The 15,369-nt window shown below is 44.1% G+C and carries 16 protein-coding genes; 3 read left to right on the forward strand and 13 right to left on the reverse strand.

The annotated features are described in order from the left end of the window. Positions 1 to 58: 58 nt before the first annotated feature. A complete protein-coding gene (rho, locus tag E0Z06_RS00490; protein ID WP_132580891.1) occupies positions 59 to 1,324 on the reverse strand; it encodes a transcription termination factor Rho in 1,266 nt (421 codons plus the stop codon). A 189-nt stretch (positions 1,325 to 1,513) separates the two neighbouring features. Next, a complete protein-coding gene (gene trxA, locus E0Z06_RS00495) occupies positions 1,514 to 1,840 on the reverse strand; it encodes a thioredoxin TrxA (RefSeq protein WP_132580893.1) in 327 nt (108 codons plus the stop codon). Positions 1,841 to 1,942: 102 nt separating this feature from the next. Between trxA and rhlB the strand changes: the two genes are divergently transcribed. Continuing rightward, positions 1,943 to 3,223 carry an ATP-dependent RNA helicase RhlB gene (rhlB, locus tag E0Z06_RS00500; protein WP_132580895.1) on the forward strand — a complete coding sequence of 427 codons (1,281 nt, stop codon included), beginning with the start codon at positions 1,943 to 1,945 and terminating at the stop codon, positions 3,221 to 3,223. Beyond that, the gene (gene gppA, locus E0Z06_RS00505) at positions 3,105 to 4,730 is read left to right on the forward strand and encodes a guanosine-5'-triphosphate,3'-diphosphate diphosphatase (protein WP_347812432.1); all 1,626 of its coding nucleotides are present in this window, start codon (positions 3,105 to 3,107) and stop codon (positions 4,728 to 4,730) included. Before rhlB ends, gppA begins: the two co-directional genes overlap by 119 nt. A 57-nt stretch (positions 4,731 to 4,787) precedes the next feature. Here the strand turns inward: gppA and hemB are convergent, their stop codons facing one another. The 11 genes from hemB to E0Z06_RS00560 form a co-directional block, all read right to left on the reverse strand. Further along, positions 4,788 to 5,792 (reverse strand): porphobilinogen synthase, encoded by a 1,005-nt coding sequence (gene hemB, locus E0Z06_RS00510; RefSeq protein WP_132580897.1) that lies wholly within the window; start codon positions 5,790 to 5,792, stop codon positions 4,788 to 4,790. Next, positions 5,782 to 6,522 carry a GGDEF domain-containing protein gene (locus E0Z06_RS00515; RefSeq protein WP_132580899.1) on the reverse strand — a complete coding sequence of 247 codons (741 nt, stop codon included), beginning with the start codon at positions 6,520 to 6,522 and terminating at the stop codon, positions 5,782 to 5,784. The genes hemB and E0Z06_RS00515 overlap by 11 nt, the downstream gene beginning before the upstream one ends. A 1-nt stretch (position 6,523) precedes the next feature. Next, a complete protein-coding gene (locus E0Z06_RS00520) occupies positions 6,524 to 7,330 on the reverse strand; it encodes a TatD family hydrolase (RefSeq protein ID WP_132580901.1) in 807 nt (268 codons plus the stop codon). A 1-nt stretch (position 7,331) separates the two neighbouring features. After that, entirely contained in the window at positions 7,332 to 7,853 is a 522-nt protein-coding gene (locus E0Z06_RS00525) for a hypothetical protein (protein ID WP_132580903.1), read from the reverse strand. Continuing rightward, complete coding sequence (tatC, locus tag E0Z06_RS00530; protein WP_132580905.1) at positions 7,850 to 8,608, reverse strand: twin-arginine translocase subunit TatC; 759 nt, start codon at positions 8,606 to 8,608, stop codon at positions 7,850 to 7,852. The genes E0Z06_RS00525 and tatC overlap by 4 nt, the downstream gene beginning before the upstream one ends. Beyond that, positions 8,592 to 8,906 (reverse strand): Sec-independent protein translocase protein TatB, encoded by a 315-nt coding sequence (tatB, locus tag E0Z06_RS00535; RefSeq protein ID WP_132580907.1) that lies wholly within the window; start codon positions 8,904 to 8,906, stop codon positions 8,592 to 8,594. The genes tatC and tatB overlap by 17 nt, the downstream gene beginning before the upstream one ends. Continuing rightward, positions 8,907 to 9,152, reverse strand: a complete 246-nt coding sequence (tatA, locus tag E0Z06_RS15835) for a Sec-independent protein translocase subunit TatA (RefSeq protein ID WP_132580909.1) — start codon at positions 9,150 to 9,152, stop codon at positions 8,907 to 8,909. It abuts the gene before it with no gap. Positions 9,153 to 9,200: 48 nt separating this feature from the next. Continuing rightward, positions 9,201 to 10,826: a ubiquinone biosynthesis regulatory protein kinase UbiB gene (gene ubiB / locus E0Z06_RS00545; RefSeq protein WP_132580911.1), complete on the reverse strand. Its 1,626-nt coding sequence runs from the start codon at positions 10,824 to 10,826 to the stop codon at positions 9,201 to 9,203. After that, the gene (locus E0Z06_RS00550) at positions 10,826 to 11,434 is read right to left on the reverse strand and encodes an SCP2 sterol-binding domain-containing protein (protein ID WP_132586614.1); all 609 of its coding nucleotides are present in this window, start codon (positions 11,432 to 11,434) and stop codon (positions 10,826 to 10,828) included. The genes ubiB and E0Z06_RS00550 overlap by 1 nt, the downstream gene beginning before the upstream one ends. After that, on the reverse strand, positions 11,434 to 12,189 hold the full coding sequence (gene ubiE / locus E0Z06_RS00555) for a bifunctional demethylmenaquinone methyltransferase/2-methoxy-6-polyprenyl-1,4-benzoquinol methylase UbiE (protein ID WP_132580913.1): 756 nt from the start codon (positions 12,187 to 12,189) through the stop codon (positions 11,434 to 11,436). The genes E0Z06_RS00550 and ubiE overlap by 1 nt, the downstream gene beginning before the upstream one ends. 86 nt (positions 12,190 to 12,275) lie before the next feature. Continuing rightward, positions 12,276 to 13,301 carry a GGDEF domain-containing protein gene (locus E0Z06_RS00560; protein WP_132580915.1) on the reverse strand — a complete coding sequence of 342 codons (1,026 nt, stop codon included), beginning with the start codon at positions 13,299 to 13,301 and terminating at the stop codon, positions 12,276 to 12,278. 283 nt (positions 13,302 to 13,584) lie between these two features. On the opposite strand from E0Z06_RS00560, the gene E0Z06_RS00565 reads away from it, so the two are divergent. Continuing rightward, entirely contained in the window at positions 13,585 to 15,348 is a 1,764-nt protein-coding gene (locus E0Z06_RS00565) for a DUF885 domain-containing protein (protein ID WP_132580917.1), read from the forward strand. The last annotated feature ends 21 nt before the right edge of the window (positions 15,349 to 15,369 follow it).

Genomic DNA, 15,369 nt, shown 5'->3' on the forward strand with positions numbered 1-15,369 from the left:
GGGGCTAAAGCGTAAATTATAGGCAATAAAAAACCGGCTAATGAGCCGGTTTCGTCAGTTAACTTTTTTGCCGCTTCATGGCATCAAAGAACTCGTCATTGGTTTTAGTCATTAATAACCGATCGATTAAGAATTCAATACCATCGGTTTCATCCATTGGATGGATGATCTTACGTAAAATCCACATTTTTTGCAGCTCATCAGCAGAGGCTAGTAGCTCTTCACGACGCGTACCTGAGCGGTTAAAGTCGATAGCTGGGAACACGCGGCGCTCAGCAATTTTGCGCGATAAGTGCAGTTCCATATTACCGGTGCCTTTAAACTCTTCGTATATAACCTCGTCCATTTTTGAACCGGTATCTACTAAAGCGGTCGCGATAATCGTTAAGCTGCCGCCTTCTTCTACATTACGCGCCGCACCAAAAAAACGCTTTGGTTTGTGTAGCGCGTTAGCGTCAACACCACCAGTTAATACCTTGCCTGAGCTTGGAATAACGGTATTGTAAGCACGGGCTAAACGGGTAATAGAATCGAGCAAAATAATAACGTCTTTTTTATGCTCAACTAAACGCTTGGCTTTTTCAATTACCATTTCAGCAACTTGCACGTGCCGGCTAGCTGGCTCGTCGAAGGTAGAAGCAATAACTTCACCTTTAACTAAGCGCTGCATTTCGGTAACTTCTTCTGGCCGCTCGTCAATTAGCAATACCATCAACACACAGTCAGGGTGATTAGCCGCGATTGATTGCGCAATGTTTTGTAATAAGATGGTTTTACCGGCTTTAGGTGGTGCAACAATTAAGCCGCGCTGACCTTTGCCTATTGGCGCCGCTAGGTCTAATACCCGAGCAGTAATATCTTCACGACTACCATTACCACGCTCCATGCGCAGGCGTGAATTGGCATGTAAAGGCGTTAAGTTTTCAAATAAAATTTTGTTACGAGCTTGTTCTGGCCGGCCAAAGTTAACTTCATTAACTTTTAATAGGGCAAAATAACGCTCACCTTCTTTAGGTGGGCGAATAAGGCCAGCAATACTGTCACCAGTACGTAAGTTAAAACGACGAATTTGACTTGGCGATACATAAATATCGTCCGGTCCTGCTAAGTATGAGCTATCGCCGGAGCGCAGAAAACCGAAACCGTCCTGCAGGATTTCCAGCACGCCAGCGCCGAAGATTTCTTCGCCGTTTTTGGCATGTGATTTTAAGATGGCGAAAATAATGTCCTGTTTGCGCAGGCGGGCCATATTTTCTTGGCCCATAGACTCAGCCAATTCAACTAGCTCACTAATTGGCTTTAGTTTCAGTTCTGTTAAATGCATATTGATGGGTTTCTTGTTGATATAAAAACAGGGTAATGCTTATCAGATCGATAAAATAAGATTGGAGGTGGTATTCGACAGACAAGCGTAGTTTAGAACGTATTATTTGCTACACAATAGCAGCTGACTACTGGTGCGTCCAGCGTTGAAACAAAAAAAGGCGTATAAAAATACGCCTTTTAACAAAAATCAGATATTAGCGTCTAAAAACTCTTTTAACTGAGTTTTGGATAATGCACCAACTTTGGTCGCTGCAACCTGGCCGTTTTTAAACAACAGCAAGGTTGGTATACCACGAATACCAAACTTAGGTGGGGTGTTTGGGTTGTGGTCAATATTCACTTTCGCTACGACTACTTTGTCAGTGTATTCTTTGGCTACATCGTCCAAAATAGGAGCGATCATTTTACATGGACCACACCATTCTGCCCAGAAATCAACTAAAACCGGGGTTTCAGATTTCAGGACATCGGTTTCAAAACTGTCATCAGAAACCTGTAAAATATGTTCGCTCATTTGTGTCTCCGCTAGTGGTACGCAGCATGGCTGCAAAAAAGTGCTATCAATTTAAACGTGGCTGTTCCTTATTGCAAGCGTAACGGTTATGCTTAGCGCCGTATGAATAAAACACACTTAACATCACATAAATTCGCCGATTTTGCATTGGCACCACAGGTTCTTGACGCATTAAGCGCGCAAGGTTACGGCTATTGTACGCCCATTCAGGCTCAATGTTTACCTTTGGCATTAGCCGGTAAAGATATTGCCGGTCAAGCTCAAACGGGCACGGGCAAAACTTTAGCGTTTTTAACCGCCACATTTCACTACCTGCTTACCCATGAACCTAAGGGTTCAGGTCAGCCGCGCGCCATTATAATGGCTCCTACGCGAGAGTTGGCTGTTCAGATCCATCATGATGCAAAAATGATGGCTGAAAAATCAGGCCTACGTCTTGGTTTGATTTATGGGGGTGAAGGTTATGATACTCAACGCCAGCTGTTAGAAAATGGCGTAGATATTTTAATTGGCACTACTGGCCGCTTAATTGATTATTTAAAACAAGGTTTATACGACCTTTCACAAATTCAAGTTGTAGTACTAGATGAAGCCGATCGGATGTTTGATCTGGGCTTTATTAAAGATATTCGCTTTATGTTCAATCGTATGCCACCGGCTACTGAGCGTTTAAGCTTATTGTTTTCAGCTACCTTGTCTTACAAGGTACAAGAGCTGGCATTTGAAAAAATGAACCAGCCAGAACATATCCATATTGCACCAGAGGAAATGACAGGTAGCCGCATTAGTGAAGAGTTGTTCTACCCTTCAGACGAGCATAAGCTGCCATTGTTATTAACGTTAATGGAAGAAGAGTGGCCAGATAAAGCCATTGTATTTGCCAATACCAAGCACTGGTGTGAAGAAGTGCATGCATGGTTAGAAGCTGACGGCCATCGCGTTGGGTTATTAACGGGCGATGTTATTCAGAAAAAACGACTGCGTATTCTAGAAGATTTTACTAGCGGTAAATTAGATATTCTGGTTGCCACCGATGTAGCTGCGCGCGGTTTACACATTCCTAAAGTAAGTCATGTATTTAATTATGACCTACCCGACGATTGCGAAGACTATGTGCATCGTATAGGTCGTACCGGCCGTGCGGGTGAAAGCGGTAAGGCAATTAGCTTTGCCTGCGAGCGCTATGCACTGAACCTTACAGCAATTGAAGACTATATTCGCCATCCGATTACTGTAACTCAGTATGATGCCAGCGGTTTGCTGGATGATCTTAAAACGCCAAAACCACGCGTTCGTCGTCGTGCTGGCCAAGCTAGAACTGGAAGTCGCCCAGGCGCTGGACGTAGTAGTAATGCCTCAAGAGCCCCACGTCGCCCTCGCTAATTCGGAACAACTTGCCGAGCAATCACCGCATCAAGATATTTATGCGGTGATTGACCTTGGTTCCAGCAGTTTTCATATGCTGATGGTTAAAGTTGTTGGCGGTTCAGTACAGGTTATTGGTAGAGTAAAACGCAAGGTTCGCTTAGCCGCTGGATTAAATGACGATCTGGTATTAAGCCGCAAGGCCATGAAGCGTGGCTGGGAATGTTTGGCATTGTTTGCTGAACGTTTACAGGATATACCACCAGAAAATATTCGTATTATTGGCACTGCCACCTTGCGCTTAGCCAAAAATGTTCAAACCTTTCTTAAAGAAGCCGAGCTTATTTTAGGCCAAAAAGTTGCCGTTATTAGCGGCGAAGACGAAGCTCGTATTATTTATCAGGGCGTTGCCCATACGTCAAATAGCGACAGTAACCGTTTAGTTATCGACATTGGTGGTGCGAGTACCGAAGTGATTATTGGTGCTGGTTTTAATCCAATATTGTTAGCCAGTTTGAACATGGGCTGCGTTACATTTTTAGAGCGCTACTTTGCTGATGACGAATTAAGTGAAGATAACTTTAGTCAAGCAATTGCGTATGCCGAACAAGAAATTCACACCATCGCTAAACAATATCAAGCTACCGGTTGGCAGCTGGCTGTAGGCGCGTCCGGTACAGTGCAAGCCATGCAGGAAATTTTGGTAGCGCAGGGCAAGGATGAAGTTATTACCCTAAGCCGGTTAGAAGACATTATGCAGCAAGCGTTAGCCTGTGGCCGTATGGAACAGCTAACTATTACCGGCTTATCACAAGAGCGCAAACAAATATTCCCGTCAGGCTTGGCAATACTTATTGCTTTGTTTCGTTGCCTTAATATCACCGGCATGACCTTATCTGGCGGTGCGGTGCGTGAAGGTGTGCTATACAGCATGTTGCCACAGCTGCAGCACATAGATGTGCGCAACCGTACTGTAAAAAGTTTAATGGTGCGTTATTTTATTGATGAGCAACATGCGCAGCGCGTAGCTGATATGGCGGTCGAGCTAGCTCAGCAGTTACAATCGCGCTGGGACCTTAATAAATTTGAAGGCCTAAGTATTTTGCGTTGTAGTGCGTTATTGCACGAGCTTGGTTTATTAATAGAATATAAAAACCATCACCATCATGGCGCTTATATTATTAACCATTCTGATTTGCCTGGCTTTACGCGTGCGCAGCAACAATTAGTTATGGCTTTAGTGCATAACCACAGGGCAGACGTTAGCCGCGATATTATTGCGCGACAAACCATGACCTCAGTATTGCTTACCGTGCGTTTAACCCGAATTTTACGCTTAGCCGTTATTTTATCGATGCGCCGTCGTGATGAAGTGATGCCTCAGGTGAACATTAGCAGTAAAGGCGAAGCGCTAACACTGAAAATGGCGGACGGCTGGTTAGAGCAGCACCCACTAATGCGGGCTGAGCTTGAACAAGAGCAAGAGTATCAGCAATTAGCGGGTTGGGAGTTTGTATTTAAATAACCCGCTAAATTAGCTCAATTTAACGGGCTATTTCGATACGATATTGGCTTTAGTTTATTACTTCTGCTGCAACCATATTGCTACTTTTTTCGCGAAGTAGGTTAAAATGCCATCGGCACCGGCGCGTTTAAATGCCAGCAACGACTCCATAATCACCGGCTTTTCCGCCAGCCAGCCGTTTTGAATGGCTGCCATATGCATGGCATATTCGCCGCTGACCTGATAGGCAAAGGTCGGCACACCAAATTCATCTTTAACTCTGCGTACAATATCTAAATACGGCATGCCTGGCTTAACCATTACCATATCGGCGCCTTCTTCTAAATCTTGCGCTACTTCGTGTAAGGCTTCATTACTATTGGCTGGATCCATCTGATAGGTTTTCTTGTTGCCGCCTTTTAAATTACCCGCCGAGCCTACTGCATCGCGAAATGGGCCATAGTAACTAGACGCATATTTAGCCGAGTAGGCCATAATGCGCGTATTACCAAAGCCAGCGTCTTCTAACGCCTCGCGTATAGCACCAATACGGCCATCCATCATATCTGATGGCGCAACAATATCGGCACCGGCTTCAGCATGAGATAGTGCCTGCTTAACTAAAGCTGCGGTGGTAATGTCGTTCATGACATAACCAGTCTCATCAATAATGCCGTCTTGGCCATGCGTAGTGAATGGGTCCAGCGCAACATCAGTAATGATACCAAGCTCTGGCACCTGCTGTTTTAATAAACGTACCGCACGCTGCAGCAGTGCTTCTGAGTTCCAGGCTTCTTCGGCCTGCAACGACTTTTTATCGGCGGAGGTTACCGGAAAAAGCGCGATAGCCGGTATACCTAACGCAACCAGCTCTTTTGCCTCGGCTAGTAGTAAATCGACACTTAAGCGCTCAATGCCAGGCATGGACGCAATAGCTTGACGCTGATTTTCGCCCTCAATAATAAACATTGGGTAAATTAAATCATTAACGGTTAACTGGTGCTCTGCCATTAAGCGACGGCTAAAATCGTGTTCGCGCATACGGCGTAAACGACTAGCGGGAAAAAAGCGGTTAGTGTTCATTAACTTCTCCTGATAATGCCCTAAAGGCTACAGCTGCAGTGGCAGGATAACTGTGTACTTGATTACGGCCGGCTTCTTTTGCACGATATAACGCCGAGTCGGCAAAACGAATATAGTCATCGTTATCGCTTTCTGGGCCAGGTATCGCTGCATAGCAGCCTGCGCTTAATCTAAGTTCGAAAGATTGCTCTGTGGTTTTCTGTGCGGTTTCTAAGTTTTGGCGAATTTTCTCTGCCAGCTGCCAAGCACCTTGTAAGTTAGTATTTGGCAAAATTAAGGCAAATTCTTCACCGCCATAGCGGAATAGTTTATCAGCTGAGCGTTTTAATTGTTGGCGAATAAACGCAGATACTTGTTTTATCGCCTCATCGCCAGCTAGGTGACCGTGGGTATCATTAATTCGTTTAAAATGATCTATGTCTAACAGCACTAAAGCCAATACTCTTTGCTCACGACGACTGCGTTTTATTTCGGCGCGCATTTGGCTATCAAAGTAGGCGCGGTTATAAATACCGGATAAGGCATCAACTTGGGTTTGTTGTTGTAGTTGCTGATTTTTTTCCGCTAATTCATCTAAAGTAATTTGTAGCTCAAAGCTGTGGCTGCGCAATTCAGCTTCTAGCTCGGCCGCGGCTTTTTTCCAGCGTTTTAGCGTTTTTGTACCGGCCAAGCCAGCAACAACTACGCCTAGTAGCAAACCTGCAGCAAAATACAGCAGCAACTCGGTCATGCTAAGCCTCCAAGGCTACTAGGTGATCAGGTAGATTAAATAAGCGCCGGCTATTGCTTAGCGTGATTTCTGCAAGCGTCGATAGCTCAAGCTGGCGCAATGTCGCCACGGTTGCTGCAATATGCGGCAAATGCTTGGGTTCACAGCGTCTACTCGCAGGTTTAGGGGTTACATTGCGGGGTAGTAAATAGGGGGCGTCAGTTTCTAGTAGTAGCCTATCTAGCGGAATATAATGCAGCGCTTGTCGCAGTGCGTCACCCCGACGCTCATCGCAAAGCCAACCGGTAATGCCAATATATAAGCCTAAATCGAGCCACGCTTTTAATTGTTGTGTATCGCCAGTAAAACAGTGAGCGACACCGTGCTTAATATTCGCCTCTTTTAACATCGCCAGTTGGGTATCAAAGGCGTCGCGTTCATGTAGATAAACGGGTTTAGTTGTTGTCCTGGCTAATTGTAACTGTTCGGCAAATACGTGCTGCTGCGTTGCTCTGGGCGAAAAGTCACGATTAAAATCTAAACCGCATTCACCTATTGCAATTACTTCTGGGTTTTTTAGTAAAGCTTGTAATTGATTAAGCCAATTAGGCTCGGTATTTGCGGAATAATGAGGGTGTACACCGGCTGTGCTAAAACAGCCTTTATGTTGCGCGCAAAACTGGCGATTTTGTTCGCTTTCTGCAATATCACTGCCTATTAGTATAAGCTGGCGCACCCCAGACTCTGCTGCTGCGTGCAAGGTCCCAGCTCGGTCAGTATCAAACTGACTGTTAAATAGATTTATACCAATATCGCACCAAATAAGCATACTATTGCTCGCGTTTTACTCGTGTAGAACGATTATTTTGGTCATTTTTTAGATAAAACGCGCCCAAAGCCCCGCGTTGAATATAATGTTGTTCACCTAGTTTAATTGGATAATACTCAGCGCTAGTTTGTTGCCAAACTTGATCGTTGGTAAAGGCTACAACAAGTTTGTTATGTATCGTTTTTGAAATTTCTTTAACTGTCATCGATATTTTGTCAGTGATCTGCTCAGACGATTTCTTGTGCTCAATACCAAAGGTGCTTTCTGCGTCTTTGTTATTAGTTGCTGATGTTTGGGTTGGTGCTGGTTGCATAACAGCCGGATGGCTTTCATGGATGACAGGCTTATTATCCGTAGATACAGGGCTGCTATAGGCTGAGCTTATTGCTATTGAATCGTAGCAACTAAGACGGCGCAGGGCATTGGCTTCTGCGCGGCAGACTTCAACAGCTTGTTCAATTGGAACCGCCGCTGCAGCGCCGGTTGTTACAGCAAGTAAAAATAAAGCGGCAAGTTGTTTCATAGTTTGGGTTCCTGTTGTTCTGCGTCGTCAGTAGTAGTTGGCTGATAAAACCGGCTTAGTTGTAGACCAAGTTCAAATAATAACCACATTGGTACAGCCAGCAAGGTTTGTGATAACACATCTGGTGGCGTTAGTAACATGCCGAGAATAAAAGCACCAACAATAATATAGGGGCGCTTTTCTGCAAGATCGGCGCGTGTTGCTACGCCGGTCCAAACAATCAATAAAATAGCGATAGGAATTTCAAACGATAAACCAAAGGCAAAAAATAGCTTAAGTACAAAATCAAGATAACTACTAATGTCAGTAGCTACGGTAACACCTTCAGGTGCTACGCTGGTAAAAAAGCCGAAGATAATAGGGAATACAATATAATAAGCGAAGGCAATACCGCTATAAAATAACAAGGTGCTACTGATAACTAAAGGCGCCATTAAGCGCTTTTCGCGGTTATAAAGGGCAGGAGCAATAAACTGCCAAACTTGTAACAGTATGTAAGGAATAGCCAAACAAATGGCGACAATAAAGGTAAGTTTGAATGGTGCAAAAAATGGCGCGGCTACGTCGGTGGCTATCATGCTGCTGTTTTCCGGCAGCACGGCAATGAGTGGTTTTGCCAACAGGTGGTAAATATCTTGAGCAAAAGCCGCAAGCGCAGCAAACACTACAATAATCGCTACTACACAGCGTAATAGCCGATTGCGTAGTTCTAATAAATGCCCTAATAGGCTATCGGGGTTAGTGTTTCGGCTCATGTTGTTTTTCGTTACTACTTAAAGGTGTAGTTACATCAGCTGCTGCTTGTTTTAGTTCAGCTAGTGCGGCTTGCTCTGATTCAGTCAAATTTAACAGCCCTTTGGCTTCAGCGTCTTTTAATTTTTGATGTAAGTCGTGTGCCCGCAGATCGGCGCTCAGCTCAGCCTGCATCTGTTGGCCAAATTGTTTAAGGTTGCGCACCACCTTATTTGCTGAACGAATAGCGCCAGGCAAACGCTCTGGCCCCAGCACCAGTAAGGCGACAACCGCAACGACTACTAGCTCCCAGAAACCCATTTACACTTTATCTTTGTCAACAGGTTGAGTGGTGTGTGCTCGTTCTGCATCGGTTTTAGCTTGTTCTGATAGCTGAGCAGATGGCGGAGTATCATCTGTTTTCGTTTCTTCTTTCATAGAATTACGAAAACCTTTAACCGCAGAGCCTAGGTCTGTGCCTATACCTCGTAGTTTTTTTGTACCGAACAACAATACTATAATCGCCAGTACAATGAGTAATTGCCAAATACTGATATTGCCTAACATGGGTAATCCTCTTTATTAGTAAATCACTTTTAATGCAATCTTTGGTTTTTAACGCCAAGCTTTAATGGCGCAGCCAAAACTCACTGTTAATAAGGCTACTGCTACAATATGGCTGCCAAAACTAAACACTATACTAGCACTGATTAGGCTGGCTGCAGACAGTGTTGCGGCAATAATTTGTGCTTTAGCTTGATGTTGTTGCTGCGCTAGTTGCTGCAATTGTACCAGTAGTTGACGCTGCTGTTTTGGCCCTTGTTCAAGATGCTGATGCAGTAAATTTGGCATTTGTGGCAATTTTTCTGCCCAAAAAGGTAAGTTTTCTTTAACTTGGCGCCAAATTGCTGGTAAGCCAACTTGTTGTTTTACCCAGTTTTCCAAGAACGGCTTGGCGGTTTTCCATAAATCAAGTTGCGGATAGAGTTGTCGGCCTAAACCTTCAATATAAAGTAAGGTTTTTTGAAGTAGTACTAGCTGTGGTTGCACTTGCATGTCGAAGCGTCGCGCGGTATTAAACAAATTAAGTAACACATGACCAAAAGATATTTCTGCCAAAGGTTTTTGAAATATTGGCTCGCAAACTGTACGAATTGCACTTTCAAACTCTTCTACTTTGGTATGCGCCGGTACCCAGCCAGAGTCGACGTGTAGTTGTGCTACTTTTTTGTAGTCTCGATTAAAAAACGCGACGAAGTTTTCAGCTAAATAGCGTTTATCTTCCGCATTTAAAGTGCCAACAATGCCGCAGTCGATACCAATATATTGCGGGTTTTCTGGCGTGTTTCGCGAAACAAAAATATTACCTGGATGCATGTCGGCATGAAAAAAGCTGTCGCGAAATACTTGTGTAAAAAACACTTCTACACCGCGCTTTGCCAGTAGTTCCATATCGGTACCTTGAGCTTGCAGCGCTGCAATGTCCGATACTGGAATGCCATAAATCCGCTCCATAACCATAACGTTGGGACGACTGTAAGCACTGTAGACAAAAGGAATATACAGTGATTCAGAGCCTTCAAAGTTACGTTTTAGCTGAATAGCGTTAGCCGCTTCGCGTTGTAAATCCAGTTCATCTAAAATAGTTCTGCGATATTCAGATACCACTTCACGTGGCCGCAGCCGTTTGCCATCGGGTAAAAAACGCGCCGCCGCTTCGGCTAGAGTATCCATGAGTGCTAAGTCAGCTAAAATTTGCTGCTTAATATCAGGGCGTATTACCTTGATAACGATATCTGCAAGACTACCATCATCTTGTTGCAATTTAGCACAATGCACTTGGGCGATAGATGCGGAGGCGAGCGGTGTTTGCTCAAAGTCGATGAACAGCTGGTCAATGCTAGTCAGTTCTAACGCTTGTTCAATGAGGTATTGCGCCTGCGCACCATCAAACGGCGGTACTTTATCTTGCAGTTTGGCAAGTTCATCGGCTAAATGCGCTGGGAAAAGGTCGCGTCTAGTTGAGAGCATTTGGCCAAATTTTATCCAAACAGGCCCTAAGCTTTGTAGCGCTAGGCGCAAACGTACACCTATTGGCTGGTCTGGATGACGATTGCGTAACCAAAATAAACTGCGGCGAAATAACCTAGCGTACCAAGGCTGCCATTGCGCAGGAATTAACTCATCTAAGCCGAATTGCAGTAAGGTTTTCTGAATATGATAAAAGCGACTAATACGCACTAGGACTCCTGAAATGTATGCAGTTTTTGCTGCAATACATCAACTTTAGCGGCAAGTTGGCTAACGTCGTTACTAAATTGTGCCATTTCTACTGAGCACGGCGTTAGCTTTAGTTCGTCTTGGGCAAGTTCAGTGTTCATTTGACTTAGTGTGGCGCTTTTTTCATTAAAATATTGTAGAGCTTGCTGTAGGCCTATGGCTATTTTGTGCGCGGTGCTATCACCAACATAATTTGATAAAGTTTGTTGCCAATCAGGGCTTAACTGCTCAAAGAAGTGACTGTATTGTTGTGCTACTTGAATGTCACCGTCAATTTGTAACACATCGGCCTTAATTAACTTGGTTAGTTGGCTTGGCTCTCGTAGTAAACGTAAACTGGCAATATTGGTTTGAATTGCGCAGTCTACTGGCTCATCGTGCTGGTTAAATAATATAGCATCGCTGCTTGCGCTAATTACCAACGTGGTTGGCCACTCTTTAAGCCGAAACGATAATTGCTTACCGCGCAGACGTGCCAGCCTTGATTCAGCTTCTGGGTCCATAGCAATAAGTTTTGCCAGCACTTTCTCTGCAACAGCACAAAACAGTTGAGGCAGTAGTGGAAACATCAAAATTTATAGCCTCGATGCAGCGCGACAATACCACCGGTGAGGTTATGGTAACTAACTTCAGCAAAGCCCGCGCTTTGCATCATGGTTTTTAAGGTTTCTTGATCCGGATGCATGCGAATAGATTCAGCTAAATATTGGTAGCTTTCTTTATCGTTAGCGACAAGTTGCCCCATCATTGGCAGCAGTTTAAATGAATAGAGATCATATACTTTGCTTAGCCATTCTTGTTCTGGTTTTGAAAATTCTAGCACTAGCAGCCGACCACCCGGTTTTAGCACGCGAAATATAGAACGTAGTGCAGCATCTTTATCGGTAACGTTGCGTAAGCCAAAACCAATACTAACAATATCAAAACTATTATCAGCAAAGGGTAGAGCCTCAGCGTTGGCTTGCACGTATTCAATATTGTTAACCAGCCCTAGATCTCGCAGTTTATCGCGGCCAACATTCAGCATTGAGGCATTAATATCAGCTAACACTACCTTACCGGTGCTACCAACCCGCTTAGAAAATAGCGCGGTAATGTCGCCGGTGCCACCTGCAAGATCGAGTACCTGCTGACCCGGACGCACACCACTGCAGTCAATGGTGAACCGTTTCCATAGTCGGTGTACGCCCAATGACATTAAATCGTTCATTAAGTCATATTTAGCTGCAACCGAATGAAATACGTTAGCTACCATAGATACTTTTTGTTCGGCGGCAACCGTTTTGTAGCCAAAATGCGTGGTGTTTGAATTTTGATCAGTCATACAGCGGGCCCGTTGGCAAGAAAATATGCTTAGTGTAAAAGATAACAGCGCTCAGGCCAACTTATCTGTTGGCTTTATCCATCGAGTTAGATTGCGAGCATGGTTTCGTTAGCGACTTGGTTACGGCCGCGCTGTTTAGCCAGTAGCAGTACTTCAGCCGTTCTACCTAAAAACTGATACCAATTTTCTGTTTGCTGATAGAGGGACACGCCCAACGAGATGGTTACCTTAGGTAGCGTTTTTTTGGTGCGAGAGGAGACAAAACGCAGCTTTTCAACGCCGCGGCGCACTTGTTCGGCAATTTCGCTGGCGCTACGTAGGTCAACATCCGGCAGTAGAATCAGAAACTCTTCGCCACCCGATCGCACAGGCAGGCCGCTATTTTGCACGTAACTGCTAACTTTACGCGCCACTTTAGATAAAATAACATCACCGATAGTGTTGCCATACTCTAAGTTAAAACGGCTAAAATGATCAAGATCTACGGCAATAGCGGCAATACGACGGCCCGGCTGCTCACTAAACCAAATATCCAACTGATTTTGCATCGCAAGTCGATTATATAAACCAGTAAGTGGGTCGAGTAGGCGTTGCTGCTTAAGTTGTTCTAATTCATGGCGTAATTGATGGCTTTGCTGATTAGCTAATAATAGCTGTTGTTGCATCTGCTGTTGGCTAAGCCGAAACTCTGTAGTGGAATGTTGTAACTGGTTCACAATATTTAGTAATGGCGTATCAGTACCTAAGTTTTTTATCTGCAGCATACTGCTATCTAATTGCTGGATATAGCTATCTAACTGCTCCGCAGCGACATCAGAGTATGCAGCCATGCGGCTAACCATGCTTGATGCTTCTTGTAGTAATTGTTCCTGTTGTGGATTTGCCGCTGCTAAAAAACGAATATATAGCTCAGCCATAACAAAATCATCAAGCGGTGCTTTAGCTAATAATTTATGTTCAATAATGTGACAAAGCTCAGAATTATAGCCACTTATATATTCATAGCTGACCGCATAATTAACTGGGTGTGCCGCAAGATTAGTGCGTTGAAGGAATAATTTAACCTGAGCTGCCTTATCACTGGCTTGTTGTAGTGAATCCTGATATTTCATAAGGCCACACAAAACTCCGGTTATGTTGCGGTTTGGATTTATCTTAACGAATGTTAATGCTTTAAATGCAATGTAATAGTACGCGAATATAAGCAACAGACAACAGCAGTAAGGAAATCGTTAATTAGTAAATATAAAATTACCGCATATCGACGAATATATAAGCATCAGTATTACTTTACTACAAAGCGACTAACAGTAAGTGTTGTCAGTTGGGCTTACTGTATTCTGTGTATGAATTGATTACAATCGACTAGTCTTTTTATTTGTGGAAATAATTAAAATGAAAATAATGCCTAACACTAAATTAACCATATTGAAGATTAGTGTAATTATATTGTTATCAGGCTGTGCGGTAAGTAATAATAACGCTGACCAAGGTTTTACCAAATTAGCCGAACAGTTATGGCAAGCAGAGCAAAAAATAAGTAGGGCCGGGCCTGGGCAGCTTACTGATATGTCGCCAGCAGCGTTAGAGCAGCGTCAGCAGCAGCGTTTGAGTTGGCAACAACGGTTACAGCAAGTTAATGTTAACGCTTTATCAGAGCAAAACCAGATTAACCACGCCATTTTAAGTTATCGCTTAGCCGATGATATTGATGAATACCGCTTTGGTGCTCACTATATGCCGCTAACGTCAGAATCTGGTTTTCACGCTAATTTAGGCTTTTTACCACAACGAGCGCAATATCGTAGTGCAAATGACTATCAGCTTTATATTCAGCAATTAGCCGCAATACCGCGCTATATGCAACAACAAACGGATTGGATGAAACAAGGTATAGCAAAAGGTGTAACTCAACCTAAAGCCGTATTAACGGGTTTTGAGCAGGGCATTATTTCGTATGTCATAAATGATCCGCGTCAAAGTGTATTTTTTCAGCCTTTCCTATCACAGCCGTCGTTTGTCAGCACCGCGGATTGGCAGCAATTAAGCGATGAAGCCGCAGAGAAAATTAGCAATTTAGTTAACCCTGCTTACCAAGCCTTTTATGATTTTATGGTAAAAGAATATCTGCCAGCCGCGCGCGATACCATTGCAGCCAGTGCGCTACCTCAGGGTGCTGAATACTATCAAAATCGGCTGCAACACTATACAACGCTGAAGCTAACACCCGCCGAAGTGCATCAGATAGGTTTAGATGAAGTAAAGCGGATCCGAGCTGAAATGCAGCAAGTTATCCAAGCGACAGGCTTTAACGGTAGCTTTGCTGATTTCATTCAGTTTTTGCGTACCGATCCGCAATTTTACGCCAAAACCCCAGATCAGCTAATGCATTATGCTGCCTTTTTAGCCAAGAAATCAGATGCGCAATTACCCAAGTTATTTAAAACCCTACCGCGCACACCTTATGGCGTAATACCAGTGCCATTAGAAATAGCGCCGAAGTACACTACCGGCAGATATTCAGGCCCATCGCGTGATGATCAAGCTGGCTTTTATTGGGTTAACACTTATCGATTAGATAGACGGCCCTTATATGAAATGGAAGCCTTGACGTTACACGAAGCGGTACCCGGGCACCATTTACAGGTTGCGTTAGCACGTGAACAGAGCGCATTGCCAGATTATCGCCGTAGCTTTTACACGTCAGCATTTGGTGAAGGTTGGGGCTTGTATTCAGAGTATTTAGGGTTAGAAATGGGTTTCTATCAAGACCCTTACAGCAACTTTGGCCGGTTAACTTACGAAATGTGGCGTGCTGCTCGCTTAGTCGTGGATACCGGCATGCACAGCATGGGCTGGAGCCGACAGCAGGCGATAGATTTTCTTGCCAGCAACACCGCATTGTCAATGCATAACGTTACTACTGAAATAGACCGTTACATTAGCTGGCCGGCACAGGCGTTGTCATACAAACTGGGTGAAATTACCATTAAGCGGTTGCGTGTTGAAGCAGAGCAGGCATTGGGTGATCGCTTTAATGTACGAGAATTTCATGACGTAGTATTGGGCAATGGCAGTTTGCCGCTAGCGGTGTTAGAGCAACAAGTGCGTCGTTATATTGCTGAAAAAAGTACCACTGAAAAAAATAGTAAAATATAAGCACAAATAAAAAAACAGCAG

The organism is Rheinheimera sp. D18 (genome assembly GCF_004345025.1).
Classification (GTDB): Bacteria; Pseudomonadota; Gammaproteobacteria; order Enterobacterales; family Alteromonadaceae; genus Alishewanella; species Alishewanella metallidurans.